The sequence below is a fragment of the Paraburkholderia sp. 2C genome (assembly GCF_054589215.1).
On the sequence record NZ_BAAILL010000038.1, the window covers coordinates 1 to 18,260 of the forward strand.

Here is an 18,260-nt window from a genome sequence, read left to right on the forward strand (position 1 = left end):
TTTTCTGGTGGTGAATCCGTGTATTCCGGACTCGTGGCCGGGCTTCGAAGCGACCGTCCATATGCATTCGACCCGCTACGAAATCCACGTGAAATCTGCCTTGGGGCATCCTGCCATGCGCATTGTGCTCGACGGTCAGGCTGTCGATTACAGCGGCGCAGGCGTGTACGTGCCGCTTGATGCCGGCTCACATAGGTTGTCGATTACATTGTGCCAGGATCAGGCCGAGAGAATCGACTCGCCACAGCCAACCGCGTAAAGTGCGCCAGGCCGTGCGCAGGATGGACAATACCGGCCGTTTCTCGCCCGCACAGCAACCGATGGCTGATCGCCGCCGGCCCATGCCTACGTTCACCCTTTGTACTGCATGTCGAGTGTCGCAACGCCCGCTCTTCACTCGTGAAGTAATCAAGCGAATGGAACTCGTAGCGGCCCTTGCGCACCGGCCACGGCCCAGACTGCTTCGGGCCAGCGGAAAGGCCGCAGGATGACGCCGGCAGTGGCGGCGAGCGCAATGCTCCATGAGAGAAAAGTCGGATTCATGTTGCCAGAGGAGCATCGTGAGTGACGTCGCGGCGAAGGCCGCACGCTCTTTTGAGGGCGGTGCCGAAAAGCAGCCAGAGCGCCAGCGACCCGGTCGACACCGCGCCCAGCACGAGAAAGGCGCTCGCGTAACCGAAACGCTGAGCGAGCACGCCGCCCAGCGCAGGACTCAGCGCGGCGCCCGCGCCTTGCACGGTCATGAGGACGCCCTGCCCCACATTTACCCGTCCCGTGCCTTGCAGCAGTCGCACCACCAACGCGGGCACTGCGACGCTCTGCAGCCCCGCGCCGATGCCGTCGAGCGCCTGAACCGGCCATACGCCCCACGCGGTCATGAACATTGCGGCGACCATTCCGCGCAGCGGCAGCGCGAGGAAAGTGATCAGGATCACGCCCCAGTAGCCGATTCGCTGAATCAGGCGATTCGCAAAACATGCCGTGATGACCATCACGAGTTGCGCGACCACGATGGTCTGTGCGGTAAAAGCGCTCGGATCGCCCTGATGCGCCGCGACGATCGCGAGGCCGTAGAGCGGAAGCATCGCCGCATTGCCCAGGTGAAACATCGCGAGCGACGCGGCGAGCAGCAGCAATGGCCGGCAGGTCAGCAAAACGCGAGATCCGCTCGCATGCTCACGCTCGGGGTTCGACTCACCCGACGTCGATCCGTCGAAACCGCGCGCGCTGTTGTGATCGATCGCATCGCGCGGGATCAGCAGGGTCGAGACGACCGTCAGGATGCCGAATACGCCGGCCAGCGCGAACACGGCGCCGAATCCGTATCGCCATCCGAGCCAGCCCGAGAGCGCCGCGCCGACCATGTTGCCCGCGTGACTGGCCACCTGATTACGGCCGAACTGCCGATCGAAGCCCTCTTCGCGCACGATGCCAAGCGTCACGCCAGCCACGGCCGGACCCAGCGCAGCCCCCGTCACGGCAGTAAGAATCTGCGACGCGGCCACCATCCAGTAACGATGCGACACCCACAGCGCGAGCGACGCGAGCGTCGTCATCACCCCGGCGATCACAATGATGCCGCGCTTGTGATGGGTGGCGTCGACCAGAGCGCCCGCAGGAGAAGTCACGAGCATGCCCGCGATACCGCCCAGCGTCATGACCGTGCCGATTGCCTCGGGATGCCAGCCATGCGCCTGGAGAAAGACGCCAAGGAACGGTCCAATGCCCGCCTGCACATCGGCCATGAAGAAGTTCAGTCCTTCGAGCGCGTACTGAGGATTCATGGTTCACCCCCATGCTCCATCGGCGAGATGCCGCTTCGTCAGGCCGCCTGAGGTTCATCGACGAGTCCGGCTATTTCATCGACCTCGATCGTGCGACCGTGCCGGTTCCTGACGCCGCGGCCCCACGCCTGAACGTGCGCGCCCGGACTCAGATAGGCGGCCAGTTCGGCGGCCGCGTGAGGCGGCATACGCAGTGACGTGCCATCGTTCAGCAGCGCCCCGCGCAATTCGCCATGCGGGCCATGAAGCGAAAGCACTACCTCGCCGGATACGTCCATCGGTTTGCGTTCGACATGCGGCTTGTGATGCTTCTCACCGTGGTGATGCGGGCCTTCGTCGAGAATCTGCACACCGCCTTGGACCGTCAGGGAAACGGCGGCGATCATGTCTGCATCGCGAGGCTTGACGCCGCGAACGCGAACGACATCGCCCAGCGCAACGTGACGCGCGAGTTGTTTCGACAGATGCGGCGGAAAGTGAACCTGACGCGAGCCGATGACGAGACCGTCGATCTGACCGTGCGGGTTCAATAGAAAGCGCGTGACCTTGCCGCGCGTTTCCGGAAGGCTTGTGGGGTCGATCCAGTGCATTCTGATGGTCCTGAGTGAGAGGTGTCAGAGGTATGGCCTCAAGGCATCGGCGCATTGCGGTCATAGAGCGGAGTCAGGTTGCCCGGCGAGCCGAACGCAGTCGCCTGCAGCGCGGTGCCGTATTGATTCCGCGTGCCATAGCCTTGTGCCGAGACGGTTGCGCCCGCGCGTACCAGTGTCGCGAACTGTTGCGCGACGGGCGGCGTGAGTTTGATGACCGTGCCGTCAGAGAGAATCACGCCATCGGGTTCGCCGCGTGGCGCAGTCGTGATGTGCGCCACCTGTCCTTGCGCGCTCAGGCGCGCAAGACCTGCTCCGCGCGCGGCACGCGGCAACGGGGATGGGCCGCGCATCGGCGGCTCGTCGATGACCTGGCGGCCGGTCCGCGTGTCGGTGATGCGTTGGGCCGCGAAGTCGCCACCTTCCTCGCGTCTGCCGCTCGCCTGCACCAGGTCGCCGCGACGAACAGTCGAAGTCAGCTGCATGCTCATATGCGGAGGAAAGCGCACGAGGGTGCCGTCGTCGGTCATGAAGCCGTCGACATCGCCATCGGGATTGATCAGGAAGCGCGCGACGGTGCCCTGCATGGTCGCGATCGAGGCCGCATCGGCAAGCGGACCCGGCCCGGCGTCCGGAGGCGGCGGAGCCGGAGGCATCGGCGATCCGGCGACGGGTGGCGGCGCAGCATCCGCCGCGACGGGCGGTGCTGACGGCGTTGCAGCGGGTTGCGCCGCGCAACCGGCGCTTGCCGCGAGCAAGGCCGCGAACAACGCGATTCGCAAGCTGGGGGACCGAGTCGATTGCATGATGGGCTCCTTTCGTGTGGCGAAGAGTCTCGTGCAAAGCCCATGCCATCCGCGGCACGCTGACGGCTCAACGCGTTACGCGACAAAGCCGGGGGGAGGTGTCAAGAAACCCGACAGCGCATGTCCGGTTTCCCGACGGTGGGACGTTCACGCGGAAGCCTCGGACATTCCCAGCGCCGCCATGCGCGTGTAAAGCGACTGCCGGCTGATACCGAGCCGCCGGGCCGCCTCGGCGCGATTGCCGCCCGATGCCGAGAGTGCATGCATGATCAGCGCACGCTCAAGTCGAGCCACCGCTTGCGGCAGGGGAAGTTCGAGCCATGTCAGAGGAATCGCGTCATCCGCGCTGTCTCGCGTCGCGGTCAGAAACGCGAAGTCATCGCGCGTCAGTACCTGTCCGGGCGCAAGCGCGCTCGCCCGTTCGATCGCATTGGCCAGCTCGCGGACATTGCCCGGCCACGTGAACGTGGCAAGCAGGCGCTGCGCATCGGCTGAAAGATGTTTGCGCACGACCTCTGACGATGTGCCCGCAAGGAAGTGCTCGGCAAGCGGCAGGATGTCGGCCACGCGCTCGCGCAGCGGCGGCATATGCAACGGGATCACGTTGAGTCGAAACAGCAGGTCCTGCCGGAACGTGCCCGCCTCGACCATCGAAGCGAGATCGCGATGTGTGGCGGCGACCACCCGCACATCGACCGTCACGACACGGTTTGTTCCGAGGGGCGTGACCTCCCGCTCCTGAAGCACACGCAGGAGTTTGGCCTGCATGGGCAGCGGCATGTCGCCTACCTCATCGAGAAAGAGCGTACCGCCATGCGCTTCTTCGAGCCGTCCTCGCCTGTCGCTGTGCGCCCCTGTGAAGGCGCCCTTGCCGTGCCCGAACAGTTCGCTTTCGAGCAGATCGCCGGGAATGGCCGCGCAGTTCACCGCGACGAACGGACCGCTCGCGCGCGCCGAGGCGCGGTGCAGTACGCGCGCCGCGATTTCCTTTCCGGTTCCCGTTTCGCCCGTAATGAGCACGGTCGAATTCCCGCCCGCCGCGCGTCCAAGGCGCTTCTGCACGTCGCGCATGGCCTCGCTTACGCCAAGTAGTTGCGGCTCGTGAGACATGGCCTCGTCGGCGAAAGCACGTGTGGCGGGCGCGTCGACCTGCGCCGACAGAATGCGCTCGAGCAGCGCGGCGATCTCGTCTCGTCCGACCGGCTTGGTGAGATGCTCGAACGCGCCGAGCCGCATCGCGCCGATGGTGTTGTCGCTCGTCGCGTGCGCGGTGAGCATCACGACCGGCACGGTTTGCAACCCCGGCGTCTTGCGCAGCGTGTCGAGCACGGCAAGGCCGTCCGCGCCCGGCAAGCGGAAGTCGAGAAAAATGCAGTCGGGCGCCGGACGCCGACGCAACTGCTCGAACGCCTCGTCGCCGGAACGTGCTTCAAACGGCGAGTAGCCGAGGTCTTGCACGGTTTCCGCGAGGCCTTCGCGGAACGCGTCGTCGTCGTCGATGATCAGGATGGTCGCCATGGCAAGTCGATCACAAAGCGCGTCATGTTCGAATCTTCCGCAAGGTAAGCGCGGCCGCCATGCGCCGACGCGATTTCGCGCACGACGACGAGACCGAGGCCCGATCCGTCCGGGTGGCCCGTCACGAACGGCTCGAAGATCCGCTCGCGCTCGGCCGGGCTGACGCCAGAGCCATTATCGATGACTTCGAGCCTCAGCCGTTCGCCTTCTTCCGCAACCGCGTGGTACGCGCGAACCGTCACGGTTGAGCCTGAAGGCGTGTGCCTGAGCGCGTTCACCAGCAGGTTGTCAAGCGCGCGCGCCAGTTGAGACGGATCGAAGACGGGCTGCGTCGGGCTCTGCGGGACTTCCACGGCGAGCGCGACGTGCCGGGTTTCGGCGCGCGATTCATGCGTTTGTACGATATCGTTGACCCATGAGCGCAAGTCGACCTCGCGCGCGCGGACCGTCACCGATTGCGTCAGCGCAAGCAGGCTCGTCACCTGCCACTCGATGCGTCCCACTTGCTCGATGATCATCCTCAACGCTGCGTCCCGGCGTGCACCGTCGCCGGCCAGCGCGTTCTCGGCCTTCAGTCTCATCGCGCCCGCCGGATTGCGGATTTCATGCGCGATTTGCGCCGCCATCTTTCCCAACGTGCTGAACCGTTCCGCCTGTGCGAGTTGCCGGTTCAGTGCATTGGCATCGCGCTTGAGCAGCTCAGCCCGCTCGCCATAGCGGTTGAGCGCATCGACGATCTGATCCAGATCGCGCTCGCCGATGCGCTCAAGCCGCTTGCCTTGCTCGAATTCACCGTCGGGCGCGAGCGCATGTTCCAGCAACGCGAGGTTCTGTCTCCATCGCTTGAGCGTCAGCGCCAGAAACAACGCGAGCACGACGATGACGGCGAGCACGCTCGCAAGAATGGCCGTGGCGCGCTCGCCGTACGGTCCGAGCGGAGGCCGTGCGCGCGTGAGCGTCCATGCGAGCAGGTCCGCGTGACGCGGCACGGGGCAGGCCACCGCGAGCACGGCGTCCGTTCCGCTCGAAACGATTTCGGCCTGCAACTGCCTGGTACCGGATGCGGTTTTCAACGCACGCAGAATGAGTGGCGTCTCGGCTTCGGGAATATCGCGCTTGACGCCACTGCCCCCATAGGTCGGAAACGCGTACGCGATAAAACCGTTCGACGCATTCGAAGGTGGCTCGCTGGTCCAGAAGCCGCCTTCGATGCCTTCGGCCTGGATCAGCACGAGATCGAGCACTGCGTGCATCAGGTCGACATTGGCTTCGCCGGCACGCTGCATCGACAGGTCATAGCGCGAGGCAACCGCCGTGCAAGCGGCGGCGGCTTGCTGCTTCGCAGCCACGACGCGCTCATTCAGCGCCGACGACAACATCAGCCACACTGCAATAGTCAGCAGCCCGCAAAGCACGGCGATGAGAATCCAGAGTGCGAGAAGCTGAGTGGAGAACGATGGTCGCGGCATGAGAGGATGATGGGCGAACGGACATGGCGGACTGTGAAGCAAGTCCTCTGCCAACCGCACTCGCCTTGAAGCTTCCGACAGTTTCCAAAGTCGAAACGGTTACTCCGGCTCGAATCCGGGCAGTAGTGGCGCTTTGCGACGGCAGTAAAAAGACCGAGGAAAAAGTCAATGGATTGGAATAGAGCAGGACCCGCTATCGTTATAGACCGTCGCGTGACTGCGCCATGACAGACGCGCCGCCCGTACAGCCCGTACCGCGGGCGCTTGTTTAATCAGGTTCGAAGCGTGTCCCCGGCGCCCGGCGTAAGTTGCTCGCGCCTTGATGCCATGAGTGCCAACAGGAGATTTCAGATGAGAAAGTCCTCAATTTTTTCGGCGGTTCTGATGGGCGTTTCGCTTGCGTTGACAGTGCTGATGACTGGATGCGAGTCGCCCGGAGATATGAGTGATTCGGGTAGCAGCAACGTGGGCAGGAGCTTAGGTAGCCCCATCGGTAGCCCCGTAGGTAGCCCCATCGGTAGCCCCATGGGCGGCAGCGCGGGCGGCTATTGAGCGCGCGAACCAGGCTTTTTTGCATCCCGAGTGAAGTTCGAAACTGAACCAGTCGGCGCGAGGCGGTGTCGGTCGTATGCGTCGAAGTCTGACCCGTCAGCGAACTTCCTATTACTTGAAAAGCCTCGGCAAACATCTTCGTCCGAAGCGCCCTCGCGCGGCCATGCGGATGACTGGCCTAGTACGTTTTGTACGGCAGAAACTTCCCCGACAAGACCACATGGACGCGATCGCCTTTCGGGTCGCTTTCACGCTGGATGTCCATTGAAAAGTCGATCGCGCTCATAATGCCGTCGCCGAACTCCTCGTGAATCAGTTCCTTGATCGCCGTGCCATATACGTGGACCACTTCGTACCAGCGGTAAATCAACGGGTCCGTCGGTATCGCAGTGGGTAGCGAGCCCTTGTAAGGGACGATCTGAAGCCATGCAACGGCTTCATCGGGCAGATCGAAGAGCTTGCCGACGGTCTCTGCCTGCTTCTTGTCGAAAGTCATCTGACCGAGACATGCTGCTGTGGTCCATTCTTTCGATAACCCAACTTCTTTGGCGACGTCGGCCCACTTGAGGCCCTTGCGGACTCTTGCGGCGACGATCATCTCTGTTACCTGTGCGCGGCTCGAAATCATGACTGGCTCCTGAAGGAAAGCGAAAGGCGCGGCATAGGACGACCGGGCAATACATTCTAGAAAGAAAAAATCGGTCGAGCACGACCGATCGCCACACGACTCGCGAATTAATCGGACAGGCGCCAGCGCACTTTAACCAAAGCCACTACAATCCTTTCGCTTGCCGAACGACGTGCTGCCGACGCTTGCCCGCCAGCAAGACCTTGAAACATACCAACAACCAGGTGGATCACCATGCCGGTGTCTGCGTTGCGCAATGCCGCATATCCTTCGCGTCGGGGCAGTCGGTTGCCGATGGCGCAATGCGGTGGTAGCGCCGTCAAGTAAGCGAATTGCGCGCTACGCATGAACCCCCGTGTACTCGCTGATCTTATCGAGGTCCGCCAGATGCTCACGGGGAATTTCATCGCCGATCTGCCCGCGCCGGATGACCAGCACCCGCTGAGACACCGCCGCGATGAAGTCGAGATTCTGCTCGACCAGCACGATCGTCAACCCGCGCTTTTCTCTTAGCGTCACCAGCGTTTCGGCGATTTCCTCGATGATCGAAGGTTGAATGCCTTCGGTCGGCTCGTCGAGTAGCAGCAGCGAAGGCTCGCCCGCCAGCGCACGGGCAAGTGCGAGCAATTGCTGTTCGCCGCCCGACAATGAACCGCCCGGGCGGTCGAGCAGCGGACGCAGCCGTGGGAAGTCATCGAGCAGCGCGGCAATCGCGTCGTCCGGCTTGCGTCCGGTCTTTACGAGGCCGAGCCGCAAATTGTCATAGGCGGACAGCGTCGGGAAAATTTCACGGCCCTGCGGCACGTAGGCCATTCCGCGCCGCGCACGCGCATGCGGCGGCAGCGCGGTGATATCGTCGGCGCCGAAGCGAATCGTGCCTGCGGTAGCGGGCAGCGCGCCGATCAGCGTGCGCAACAATGTCGTCTTGCCCATTCCGTTGTGCCCGAGAATGCCGATCGCCTCGCCGTCGCGAACCGAGAGCGCTACGTCGTACAGCACCGGAATCGCGCCATAGCCCGCGCATAAGCGTTGTGTTTCCAGCATCGGGCCTCCGTTCAATGCGGCTTCTTGCCAAGATAGATTTGCTGGATGAACGGGTCGCGCATGATGCGTTCGGGCGTGTCCTCGCGGATCACCGCGCCCTGATGCAAAACGGTAACGGTCTTCGCGATGCGCCGGATAAAACTCATATCGTGCTCCACCACGACGAGCGCATGCCGCCGGTTGATCTCCAGAATCAGGTCTGCCGTGCGCGCGACTTCCGTATCGCTCATGCCCGCGGCAGGTTCGTCCAGCAGAATCAGCGGTGGATCCGCGGCGATGACCACGGCCAGTTCGACCCACTGCCTCTCGCCGTGTGCGAGCAGGCCTGCAACCGCGTCGCGATGCGACAGCATGCCGACCCGCTCCAACACTTCACGCGTCACGCGCTCGGTCTGCATCGGCGTATTGACGCGCCGCGCCGCTAGCCAGACGTTCTCCCATACCGAGAGCCCGTTGAAGAGGCTCGGCACTTGCGTCTTGATGCCGATGCCCAGGCGCGCGGGCTCATGCGGCTGCATCGCGGTGATGTCCTTACCGCGAAACAGAATTTCCCCTGAAGTCGGCTTGACCTGACCCGTCAGCAATTTGAAGAAAGTGCTCTTGCCCGCACCGTTTGGACCGATCACGCATCGCAGTTCCGCCTCCGCGAGCGTGAAGTCGACGTCACGGGTCGCATGCACGCCGCCGAAGCGGACGTTGAGCTTGCGCGTTTCGAGCAGCGGCGTCGTCATGCGGTTTCCTTGCGCGAGGGGCGATGCGTGCCTTTCCGCGTTGGGTCATGCGATGCGGCGGCCGCGGCGTGCGCCGCCCCCGACACTTTGCGGCCGCGCCGAACCGAGGCGGCGAGCCGCATGCCCAGTTCGCCGAGGCCAGGAACGATGCCCTTGGGCACCATCAGCACGAACACGACGAGAATCGCGCCGAGCACGAGATTCGAATTGATCGCCTGCTGCGTGCCGATCTGCGCGGTCAGCCATTGAATCGCCACGCAACCGACAACGGGGCCGACCAGCGTCCCCAGCCCGCCCACGATGACCCAGATGATGATTTGCGCCGATTGCGCAAGACCGAATACCGTCGGACTCGTAAACGCGCCCCAGTTCGCGAACAGACATCCGGACAGCCCGGCGATCGCCGCACCGAGCATAAACGTGAAGAGCTTGTAGGCGCGCGAGTCGTAGCCGAGCAAAAGCAGACGCTGTTCGTTTTCCTTGCTCGCCACGATGACGCGCCCCATCTTCAACGCAAGCAGCACACGCAGCAACAGATAGACGCCGAGCAGCGCGCCAAGCGACAGCTCGAATAAACCGCGCGGGCTGATTACATCGTCGACATTGCCCGGCATATTGAGCGGCGCGATGTTCGGAATGCCGTTGAAGCCGCCAAGCGGTGCGTGGCCGACGGTCCATTCCGGACCCGCGGTCGAATTGACCGTATTGAACAGAATCAGCGTGACCGTGAGCGTGATGACGCCCATGTACACGTCCGACAGCCGCCCGTAGAAGATCAGATAGCCAAGCACCGCCGCGAAGGCGGCCGGCAGCACGATCGCGAGAATGAATGGTACGGTGCTGTCGCCGAAATTTGTGACGGCGATCGCGTACGTGTACGCACCGAGACCGAAGAACGCCGACTGACCAAAGCACAGGATGCCGCCGAAGCCCCACACAAAGCCGAGACTCACCGCGAGTATCGCCATCACCGCGTACACGGTTGCCTGCACGAGCGCGAAGTCGTCGAGCACGCGAGGCAGCGCGAACAGCATCAGCACGCCGATGGCGAGCGTGAGCGCCGCGCTCTTCCACGAGCGCGAAAACCGTGACAGCGCGTCGGGCACCGGCATCGCGCGGTTCGCATTGACAGGGCTGTTCACAATGCCCCCTTGAAGAAGCGGCCGGTAATGCCACGCGGTAGCAGCCGCAGCATCACGATCGCGCCGGCAAGCAGCGCCACTTCGCCGAATACGGGCGTCGAAGCGAATGTCGCGATCTGGCTGATCGCGCCGAATAGCGTCGACGAGCTGATCAGTCCCGCCACAATGGCCGGCCCGCCGCCGATCACCGTGATAAACGCCTTGGCGACGAATGCGCCGCCCATCGTCGGCACCACGCCCGTCATCGGCGCGAGCAACGCACCTGCAAGTCCCGACAGCGCCGCTCCGATCGCGAAGGTTGCCGAATAGACGCGACCCGGAGCGATGCCTAGCGCGTCGGCCATCTGCGGATTCTGCATCGTGCCGCGCGCGATCAGCCCGAGCGACGTGCGCAGCAATATCCAGCGCATCGCTAGCGCGAGGACCGCGGCGATCGCGATGATCACGAGCGTATAGCTGCTCACCGAATAGCGGCCAATGGCAAAGCTGCCGAGCGGCGCCGAGATGCCCGCAGTCGTATTACCGGCGATCGACGTGACGATGCCGATCAGCAGCAACGAAAGCCCCCACGTGGCGAGCATCGTGTCGATCATGCGGCCGTACAGCCGCCGGATAAACACGCGCTCCAGCACGACGCCGATCAGCGCGACCACGACAGGCGCAACCACCAGAATGGCGACCCACAAGTTCACGCCGAAATGGATCGCCTCGATGCACGCGTAAGCGCCCAGCATCATAAACTCGCCGTGCGCGAGATTAATCACCTTCATCATGCCGAAGATGACCGCAAGCCCCGACGAGATCACGACGAGACTCGCTATCGCATACAGCACCTGAATCAGGACAATCACCGCAAGATCCATCGCTTGGTTCCCTTGTATGACGCCGATCAAACGATGCGACGCGCGCACGTCACAGCTTGATCACATATTGCTGGTTATCGCGCGGATTCCTGATGAGGTTGCACACCGCGCTCGTATCGCTTGGCGGCTGCGCGATAAAGGTCTGCATGATGTCGAGCCGGTGATTCTTCACTTGCGCGATGCTTACATTGAGCACGCAATGATGTGTCGCCGGATCGATCGATACCTTGCCGCTCGGCGCATCGATGCTAATGCCGGATTCGAGCGCGTCGATCACCTTGGTGCGTTCGAGCGTTCCTGCTTTCTTCACGCCCTGCGCCCACAAATTGAAGCCTTGATAAGTGCCCATCGCGAGTTCGGTAATGTTCGGATAGTTCGCACCGAAACGCTTGTGAAAGCGCGCCTTGAACGCCGTATTCACCGGGTTATCCAGATTCTCGAAGTAGTTGTACGAGACGAGGAAGCCGTCGCATTCGTCGGGCGACAGCACGATCTGCTCGTTACCCACCGCGAATGTCGTCGACGCGAGCGGGATCTTCTTGTGCAATCCCGCTGCCGCCCATTGCCGGTAGAACGACATATGCGAGCCGCCGACGAGCGCGGATACCAGCATGTCGGGCTTCGCCGATTCGATCTTCGAAATGGTCGGGCCGAAGTTCGTCACATCGAGCGGGAAAAAGTCGATCGACGCCACGGACCCGCCGTTTTGCTGCACGAACTTCTTGACCCACTGCGACGTGATCTGGCCATAGTTGTAATCGGCCGCGATCACATAGACTTTCTTGCCCCATTGCTTCATCGCGTACGGAATCAGCTTCGCGACAGTCTGTGCCGGCGTTACGCCCGTGCAGAACGTGTTGCGGTCACAAACGCCCCCTTCATACTGCGTGTTGTAGAAGTAGAGCGTGCGATAGCGGTCCAGCACGGGCCGCATCACTTCGCGCGACGCGGACGTAATGCCGCCTTGCACGACCGCGACCTTGTCCTTGAGCGCCGCCTGCTGCGAAAACTGCGTATAGAGCTGCATGCTCGATTGCGGATCGTAGTTCAGCAGTTTTATCTGCTTGCCGAGCAGGCCGCCCTGCGCGTTCCATTCTTCGACCGCAAGGGTCAGGCAATCGGCCATCGGCTTGCCGTAGATGTCGAGTCCGCCAGACAGGTCGGTAATGCCGCCGACAAGAATCTCGTCGGCCGCTTCGGCGACGAGCGGCAAGGTGCCCGCCATGCCTGCCACGGCCGATACCGCAGACGACTTCAAAAACGAACGTCGATCCATAGCGTGGTTCCGGAAAGTGACACGATGAAGGAATGACGGGCTCAGAGCTTGATCCAGTCGACCGACTGCTCGAACGCATAAGCGCCGCGATAGATCGTCGCTTCGTCCCAATGCTTGCCGATCAGCATCATGCCGACCGGCAGGCCGTCGACCGTGCCGCACGGCACATTCATCGCCGGGTGCCCGGTGCAATCGAACGGGCACGTATTCGGCAGCATCTCGAACTCGCGTGTGACGACTTCGTCGACGCTCGCACCGGCTTCCGGCAGCGGCGTTGCTGTGAGCGGAAGCGTCGGCATAAGCAGCAGATCGTAGTCGGCGAATGCGGCGTCATACGCCGCCGTCAGCTGGCGGGACAGATTCTGTGCCTTCGCATAGAAGCGCCCACGATAGTGACGAATAAAGTACTCGCCTAGCACCATTGTGATTTTCAGCGTTTCGGACAACTCGTCGGCGCGCTCGCGCCAGCCAGCATGAAAGTCCACCATGCTGGTCACGTAGAGGCCCTTCCAGTTGAAGCCGTGGCCATTGTCTTTCATCATCTGCTGGGTCGCGCCTTCAGCGGCGATCGGCAACCAGATCGATGGACCGACGCGATGCATCGGTATCGATACGTCGCTCACCTTCGCACCAAGCTCGGCGAAATGATCGGCGGCGGCGCGCACTTTGGCGTCGGACGCCGCAAGCGACTGCGGCCAGCCAAACCCTTCCTTCACCACGCCGATCCTCAAGCCGCGCACCCCCTCTTTCATCAGTTCCGCGTACGGCTTTGCAGTTTGCCCCGCGTACTGGCGCGGATCGAGACCGTCGGGACCAGCCAGCACTTCGAGCATCAACGCGTTATCGGTGACGTTCGCCGTCATCGGGCCGGTATGGTCGATTGTCAATTCGATCGGCATGACGCCGGTATAAGGAACCAGCCCATGTGTGGGCTTCATGCCATAGACGCCGCAATATGACGCGGGCATGCGAATCGAGCCGCCCTGATCGCCGCCGATCGCGAGATCGACTTCGCCCGCGGCCAACAGCGCCGCGCTTCCCGATGAAGAACCGCCTGCCGAATAGCCGATCTTGCGCGGGTTGTGCACCGGCGCCGGCGCGCTCGTGTGCGAGCCGCCCGAGAAGCAGAAGTACTCGCAGGTCGCCTTGCCGACGATGGTCGCGCCCGCGTCGAGCAGGCGCGTCACGATGGTCGCGTCGACATCCGGCACATAGCCCTCGAGCGTGGACGCGCCGTTCATCATCGGCACGCCCGCGAGACAGACGTTGTCCTTCAGCGCGACAGTCTTGCCGGCAAGCTTGCCCGTCGGCGCGCCTTTCACTTCGGTTTTCACGTACCACGCGTTATAGCGGTTTTCATCGCCAGAAGGCCGATAACCCGGCGTGCGCGGATAGGTGACGCGCGGGATGTAATCGGGCATCGCGTCGATCACATCATAGGCGTCGAAGTTCGGTTGCAACAACGTGTGATATGCGGCGAGCTGGGCTTCGGACAGATGCATCCCGAGGCCTTTGGCAACCTCGTCAAGCTGGGCGGGCGTGGGACGTTTCACGGCCATGGCGCTTCCTCACTCAAACGGATTCGTGTCGGATTGCCGCCTGCTGTACGTTCATGCAGGCGTGTCTGGATGAACAGGACGTTTCGGTATCCGAACGCCTGATCTGAGACCCATGGTAGGAACACATATTTTCCTCGTCAACAATTTATTTTCCTTGGAAAGTAACTTGTTGACGCTATTCTGTTGACGCGGCGATGACGGCCGCGCAGCGATCTACGCCGCCGGCCCCTGCGGGATTACCTCGAACCGATGGCCCTCCGCGCGCGCGAGATGAATGGGCATGTGGTTCACGCGGCCGCCCGCATAGGCAGCGTCGCGGGCGCTGCGATAGGAAAGCGGCGCGATGCCGAGCTGCGCAAGCCCCGCGTCCCGCGAAAGACGTCTACGTTGCGCGTCGTCGAACAACGCTGCGAGAAAGTGGATACCTTCATAGGTAGATTGACCGAACGTATCCAGCGTCGGCGCACGCGCGCCGAATCGTCCGAGGTAGCGCTCCTTGAATGCGAGATTTGCATCCGTACGCAATGAAGCGAAGTAGCCCGACGCGACGTAAAGATTTGCGGTGTTACACGCGCCGATTCCGAGCAGCTCGTTCTCGCCAAGCGCGCATGATAGGCGCACTGCTTTCTCCGCGAGCCCTGCTTCGCCAAACGCACGATTGAAATCGATCGTATCCTGGCCGATCAGGGAGAGCAGCACGGCATCCGCACGCCGTTCCCGAATCGCATCGAGCACATCGCTGTAATCCCCGACGCCGAACGGCACGTACATGTCTCCGACCACCTGGGCGCCCGTGTCGATCACGGAACGATGCGCGAGCCGATGCGTCGCGTGTGGCCATACATAGTCGTTGCCGACGAAAAGCCAGCGCTTCGGGCGAAACTGCGCGGTCAGCCAGCGAATGGCCGGCTGCAGTTGCCGCGACGTGGTTTCGCCGATCGCAAATACGCCGGGCGTGCGCTCGCCGCCTTCGTAGAGCGGCGTGTAGATGAACGGTATCTGTCCGCCCACAGCCTTCAGCAGGTCGTGGCGCACCGCGCTTGTATGCATGCCGACGAGCGCATCGATCGCGCCTTCGTCGATCAGACTCGTCAGTGTGGATTCGAGTTCGCTTGCATTGTCACCCGCGTTGATAGTCAGGAGCCGGCAGGGCCGGCCCGCGATGCCAGACGCGGCATTGAGCTCGGCCATCGCGAGCTGCGCCGAAGCGAGCGCGCAAGGTCCCCAGAGTCCCGCTGCGCCTCCGAGCGGCACGCACAACGCGATGGTCATCTCCTGCACATGACGGCAGGAACGGGGACGCTGCTTCATCAAACGGTTGACGACACGCAAAGGTCAAACGATCGGAATGCACCAACAAATGGCGTGCAGGCATCATCGCGCACCGATGCAACGGACGATCTGCACCGATACTTTCCATGGAAAGCTTATTTGCGTAAGATTCAGCTATTCACCATCGACAAAGCATCTACCATGCCGGACATCGAACTCTCTGGATACCTCGCGTGGCTCATCGCGTCCGCGCATCGACAAATGAAGCTCAGTCTCGCGCAACTGACCGCCGAGGAAGGCGTAAGCGAGGAGCATTGGCGTATCTTGCATGCAGTCGCGGACGAAGCGGGGCACTCGATGAGCGAGCTCGCCGAACAGGTGCTGCTTAACCTTCCCGCGTTGACTAAAAACGTCGACAAGCTGGTGAGCCGCGGCCTCGTGCAGCGCTCGGCGGACGACTACGATAGCCGCAAGGTGCTGATCTTTATCACCGACCGTGGCATCAAAGTGCTTGCACGCCTTCAACCCGGCGTGGACGCACATCATGCCGCCATTGAAGATGCGCTCGGCTCCCGTAACGCGAAGCAGTTGAAGCGTCTGCTCGAACGGTTCATCGAAGAGGCGGGGCCGCGCTGAGTTACGCGGCATACGCACGGTGCGATGCAGGTGCTGGCGCGATCGCAGCAATTAAGTTCGCTTGACACGCGAAATTCCGATTCGTAGATTCTCCACGCGCACTTTCAGCGCTGTGCCACAGGAGAATAGATGGGGCGGTCGCACGTGTTGCATGCAGGACCGGATACGGTCCACTGGGGCTACTTCGACGCCGCGCTTGCGCCAGCACTCACGATTGAGCCGGGCGACTCTGTTCGCATCGAATCGGTAAATGGCCAGCCACGCGATCTCGTCGGCGTGCCTTTCGATCTACTGCCCGAGCATCGGCGCATCCACGAAACGTGCACACCGAAGCTCGGTCCGCACATCGTCACAGGCCCGGTCGCCGTCAACGGTGCGGAGCCAGGCGATCTGCTCGAAGTACGCGTACGCGAAATCGAGCTGCGCCAGGACTGGGGCTGGAATGTGATACGCCCGCTGCGCGGCACGCTGCCCGACGAATTTCCACTCACGCGGTTAATGCACGTGCCGATCGATCGCGAACGGCTCACGGCGACATTGCCGTTCGGCGTCACGCTGCCGCTGCGTCCGTTCTTCGGCGTAATGGGCGTTGCGCCACCCGCTGCTTACGGAGCGATCAGTTCGATCGAGCCGCGCGAGCATGGCGGAAACATCGACAACAAGGAGCTGTGTGCCGGTGCCACGCTGTTCCTTCCCGTGCACGCGAGCGGTGCGCTTTTCTCGGCCGGCGACGGACACGCGGTGCAAGGCGACGGCGAGGTCAATCTCACCGCACTCGAAACTTCGCTTGCGGGATCGTTCGAGTTTCATGTGCACAAGGCAGTGCACGCGCCGATGCCAATCGGCCTGTCGGTTATGCACGTCATCACGATGGGTTTCGACGAAGACCTCGACACCGCGGCGCGGCAAGCGCTGCGGGAAATGATCGCGCTGCTGCGCGAAATCACCGGATGGGCGCGCGAGGATGCTTACGTGTTCTGCAGCATGGCGTGTGACCTGCATGTGACACAAATGGTGAACGGCGAAAAAGGTGTGCACGCAATGGTCGATCGGTCTCGCCTGTCTTCGGTGCTCAAAGGATCGCATCCTCTCGCGCTCGCGTTGCGGGGCACAAGCTGATTTCTTCGTCAGCCGGACGGTACCAGAATCATTTTTGAAATTTCTGGAAACCACTCCAGAATGATTCCCGCAGCCCGCTAGTCGATTCTCAAACAGACGCGACTACCGCGGCAGCACGTGCGCATAAACCATGTGCAAATAGATGACCAGCGACATCCGGATTCCAGCCGCCTTGTCGCGTCTCGCTCCAAGCGAAACGTAAATTCAATCCCCGAAAAACGTAAGCCTCTCTTCATACCGTCAGGAGCTCCAGGTGTCTCGCGCATCAAACAAGTCGATTCCGTCACGCGACGGAAAATACAGCCGCCGTCATATGCTGAAGCTCGGCGGAGCGCTGGCAAGCACCCTGGCGATGCCGGGCCTCGCGCACGCCGCTGGCCCGAAGATACGGGTCGGTTATTTACCGCTGTCCGCAGGTCTGCCGTTCTATGCGGCCGTGGAGAAAGGCTATTTCAAGGAAGCGGGTCTCGACGTGGAGCCGGTTCGTTTCAGTTCCGCGCAGCAGATCATGGAAGCGATGCTGGCCGGCCGTCTGGAAGGCTGCGCGAACGGCACCGGCACGGCCACGCTGGGCATTGGCGCGATCGCGGAACACGGTGTATTTCGCGTGTTTTGTACCAACCCTAGCAACAAGGACCACATACTGGAAGAAATCCTGGTCGGTAAAGCCAGTCCGTACAGGACCATTGCGGACTTGAAAGGGAAAAGAATCGCCTGCGGCCCGGGTATCCAGAACACGACGCTGTGCAAAGCGATTCTCGAAGGGGGCGGCGTGCCCGGCGTCAAACCGGTCGAACTGCCGTACGAACAGCACGTGGCCGCCATTGCAGCGGGTCAGGTCGATGCGGCGTACGCGCTGGAGCCGATGGGGACGCTTGGCCGCCTGAACGGTTCGACCCGTGTGCTGGAACCCGCTGTCGTGTCCCATTACGTACTCGGTAGTCCAGCGGCCCCATGGCACGGCGGCGCAGCCGTTCTGACCGCGGCGTTCGTCGAGGCCAACCCGCAAGTATCGAAGCAGTACATCGCCGCGTATCTGCGCGGCGTCGACCTGGTGCGTCATTCACTCGACTCGACGCTCGTGTACCTGAGCGGCTATACACCGATTACTGCAGACCTCGCCAGGCAAGTCCCGATGGCAGGCTACGCGTCCTACACCGAATTGAGCGCCGACGATTTGCGCTACTACCAGAAGTTCTACGACTTTTTCTCGCAGAAAGGCGTGTTCTCCGAAAAGGTCGACGTGACAAGCTTGCTATACAAAGGGTAAG

The 18,260-nt window shown here is 62.4% G+C and carries 17 protein-coding genes; 4 read left to right on the top strand and 13 right to left on the bottom strand.

The features are described 5' to 3' along the window. Nucleotides 1–259: hypothetical protein (locus tag ACYPXD_RS17185; protein ID WP_459713665.1), on the top strand; the 259-nt coding region annotated here is incomplete at its 5' end. A gap of 280 nt (nt 260–539) precedes the next feature. Here ACYPXD_RS17185 and ACYPXD_RS17190 read toward each other — a convergent pair. From ACYPXD_RS17190 to ACYPXD_RS17250, 13 genes are all read right to left on the bottom strand, one after another. Next, nucleotides 540–1,784 carry an MFS transporter gene (locus tag ACYPXD_RS17190; RefSeq protein ID WP_459713667.1) on the bottom strand — a complete coding sequence of 415 codons (1,245 nt, stop codon included), beginning with the start codon at nt 1,782–1,784 and terminating at the stop codon, nt 540–542. Nucleotides 1,785–1,822: 38 nt separating this feature from the next. Then, nucleotides 1,823–2,374 (bottom strand): hypothetical protein, encoded by a 552-nt coding sequence (locus ACYPXD_RS17195; RefSeq protein ID WP_459713669.1) that lies wholly within the window; start codon nt 2,372–2,374, stop codon nt 1,823–1,825. A gap of 38 nt (nt 2,375–2,412) precedes the next feature. Next, a complete protein-coding gene (locus ACYPXD_RS17200) occupies nt 2,413–3,180 on the bottom strand; it encodes a hypothetical protein (protein WP_459713671.1) in 768 nt (255 codons plus the stop codon). A 147-nt stretch (nt 3,181–3,327) separates the two neighbouring features. Next, on the bottom strand, nt 3,328–4,698 hold the full coding sequence (locus ACYPXD_RS17205; RefSeq protein WP_459713673.1) for a sigma-54-dependent transcriptional regulator: 1,371 nt from the start codon (nt 4,696–4,698) through the stop codon (nt 3,328–3,330). Then, nucleotides 4,683–6,167, bottom strand: coding sequence for a sensor histidine kinase (locus ACYPXD_RS17210; protein WP_459713676.1), 1,485 nt, complete (start codon nt 6,165–6,167; stop codon nt 4,683–4,685). The genes ACYPXD_RS17205 and ACYPXD_RS17210 overlap by 16 nt, the downstream gene beginning before the upstream one ends. A 730-nt stretch (nt 6,168–6,897) precedes the next feature. Continuing rightward, nucleotides 6,898–7,347 carry a cyanase gene (gene cynS / locus ACYPXD_RS17215; protein WP_459713678.1) on the bottom strand — a complete coding sequence of 150 codons (450 nt, stop codon included), beginning with the start codon at nt 7,345–7,347 and terminating at the stop codon, nt 6,898–6,900. Nucleotides 7,348–7,686: 339 nt separating this feature from the next. Continuing rightward, nucleotides 7,687–8,391 (bottom strand): ATP-binding cassette domain-containing protein, encoded by a 705-nt coding sequence (locus ACYPXD_RS17220; protein WP_459713680.1) that lies wholly within the window; start codon nt 8,389–8,391, stop codon nt 7,687–7,689. A gap of 11 nt (nt 8,392–8,402) precedes the next feature. After that, complete coding sequence (locus tag ACYPXD_RS17225) at nt 8,403–9,122, bottom strand: ATP-binding cassette domain-containing protein (RefSeq protein WP_459713682.1); 720 nt, start codon at nt 9,120–9,122, stop codon at nt 8,403–8,405. After that, on the bottom strand, nt 9,119–10,264 hold the full coding sequence (locus ACYPXD_RS17230) for a branched-chain amino acid ABC transporter permease (protein WP_459713684.1): 1,146 nt from the start codon (nt 10,262–10,264) through the stop codon (nt 9,119–9,121). The genes ACYPXD_RS17225 and ACYPXD_RS17230 overlap by 4 nt, the downstream gene beginning before the upstream one ends. Further along, nucleotides 10,261–11,127, bottom strand: coding sequence for an ABC transporter permease subunit (locus ACYPXD_RS17235; protein ID WP_459713687.1), 867 nt, complete (start codon nt 11,125–11,127; stop codon nt 10,261–10,263). The genes ACYPXD_RS17230 and ACYPXD_RS17235 overlap by 4 nt, the downstream gene beginning before the upstream one ends. Before the next feature lie 49 nt (nt 11,128–11,176). Further along, entirely contained in the window at nt 11,177–12,403 is a 1,227-nt protein-coding gene (locus ACYPXD_RS17240; RefSeq protein ID WP_459713689.1) for an urea ABC transporter substrate-binding protein, read from the bottom strand. A 41-nt stretch (nt 12,404–12,444) separates the two neighbouring features. Further along, entirely contained in the window at nt 12,445–13,962 is a 1,518-nt protein-coding gene (locus ACYPXD_RS17245) for an amidase (protein ID WP_459713691.1), read from the bottom strand. A gap of 213 nt (nt 13,963–14,175) precedes the next feature. Next, complete coding sequence (locus tag ACYPXD_RS17250) at nt 14,176–15,234, bottom strand: substrate-binding domain-containing protein (protein WP_459713694.1); 1,059 nt, start codon at nt 15,232–15,234, stop codon at nt 14,176–14,178. Between the two features lie 201 nt (nt 15,235–15,435). Between ACYPXD_RS17250 and ACYPXD_RS17255 the strand changes: the two genes are divergently transcribed. The 3 genes from ACYPXD_RS17255 to ACYPXD_RS17265 all read left to right on the top strand — a co-directional run bounded on the left by ACYPXD_RS17255 (nt 15,436) and on the right by ACYPXD_RS17265 (nt 18,259). Further along, nucleotides 15,436–15,870, top strand: a complete 435-nt coding sequence (locus ACYPXD_RS17255; protein WP_459713697.1) for a MarR family winged helix-turn-helix transcriptional regulator — start codon at nt 15,436–15,438, stop codon at nt 15,868–15,870. Between the two features lie 129 nt (nt 15,871–15,999). Further along, nucleotides 16,000–16,989 (top strand): acetamidase/formamidase family protein, encoded by a 990-nt coding sequence (locus ACYPXD_RS17260; protein WP_459713699.1) that lies wholly within the window; start codon nt 16,000–16,002, stop codon nt 16,987–16,989. Between the two features lie 313 nt (nt 16,990–17,302). Continuing rightward, nucleotides 17,303–18,259 carry an ABC transporter substrate-binding protein gene (locus ACYPXD_RS17265; RefSeq protein ID WP_459713701.1) on the top strand — a complete coding sequence of 319 codons (957 nt, stop codon included), beginning with the start codon at nt 17,303–17,305 and terminating at the stop codon, nt 18,257–18,259. The last annotated feature ends 1 nt before the right edge of the window (nt 18,260 follow it).

Bases quoted from the DNA above. Each gene is read 5' to 3' on its own strand.
- ACYPXD_RS17190 (WP_459713667.1), bottom strand. From the start codon at position 1,784: ATGAATCCTCAGTACGCGCTCGAAGGACTGAACTTCTTCATGGCCGAT.
- ACYPXD_RS17195 (WP_459713669.1), bottom strand. From the start codon at position 2,374: ATGCACTGGATCGACCCCACAAGCCTTCCGGAAACGCGCGGCAAGGTC.
- ACYPXD_RS17200 (WP_459713671.1), bottom strand. From the start codon at position 3,180: ATGCAATCGACTCGGTCCCCCAGCTTGCGAATCGCGTTGTTCGCGGCC.
- ACYPXD_RS17205 (WP_459713673.1), bottom strand. From the start codon at position 4,698: ATGGCGACCATCCTGATCATCGACGACGACGACGCGTTCCGCGAAGGC.
- ACYPXD_RS17210 (WP_459713676.1), bottom strand. From the start codon at position 6,167: ATGCCGCGACCATCGTTCTCCACTCAGCTTCTCGCACTCTGGATTCTC.
- cynS (WP_459713678.1), bottom strand. From the start codon at position 7,347: ATGATTTCGAGCCGCGCACAGGTAACAGAGATGATCGTCGCCGCAAGA.
- ACYPXD_RS17220 (WP_459713680.1), bottom strand. From the start codon at position 8,391: ATGCTGGAAACACAACGCTTATGCGCGGGCTATGGCGCGATTCCGGTG.
- ACYPXD_RS17225 (WP_459713682.1), bottom strand. From the start codon at position 9,122: ATGACGACGCCGCTGCTCGAAACGCGCAAGCTCAACGTCCGCTTCGGC.
- ACYPXD_RS17235 (WP_459713687.1), bottom strand. From the start codon at position 11,127: ATGGATCTTGCGGTGATTGTCCTGATTCAGGTGCTGTATGCGATAGCG.
- ACYPXD_RS17240 (WP_459713689.1), bottom strand. From the start codon at position 12,403: ATGGATCGACGTTCGTTTTTGAAGTCGTCTGCGGTATCGGCCGTGGCA.
- ACYPXD_RS17245 (WP_459713691.1), bottom strand. From the start codon at position 13,962: ATGGCCGTGAAACGTCCCACGCCCGCCCAGCTTGACGAGGTTGCCAAA.
- ACYPXD_RS17250 (WP_459713694.1), bottom strand. From the start codon at position 15,234: ATGACCATCGCGTTGTGCGTGCCGCTCGGAGGCGCAGCGGGACTCTGG.
- ACYPXD_RS17255 (WP_459713697.1), top strand. From the start codon at position 15,436: ATGCCGGACATCGAACTCTCTGGATACCTCGCGTGGCTCATCGCGTCC.
- ACYPXD_RS17260 (WP_459713699.1), top strand. From the start codon at position 16,000: ATGGGGCGGTCGCACGTGTTGCATGCAGGACCGGATACGGTCCACTGG.
- ACYPXD_RS17265 (WP_459713701.1), top strand. From the start codon at position 17,303: ATGCTGAAGCTCGGCGGAGCGCTGGCAAGCACCCTGGCGATGCCGGGC.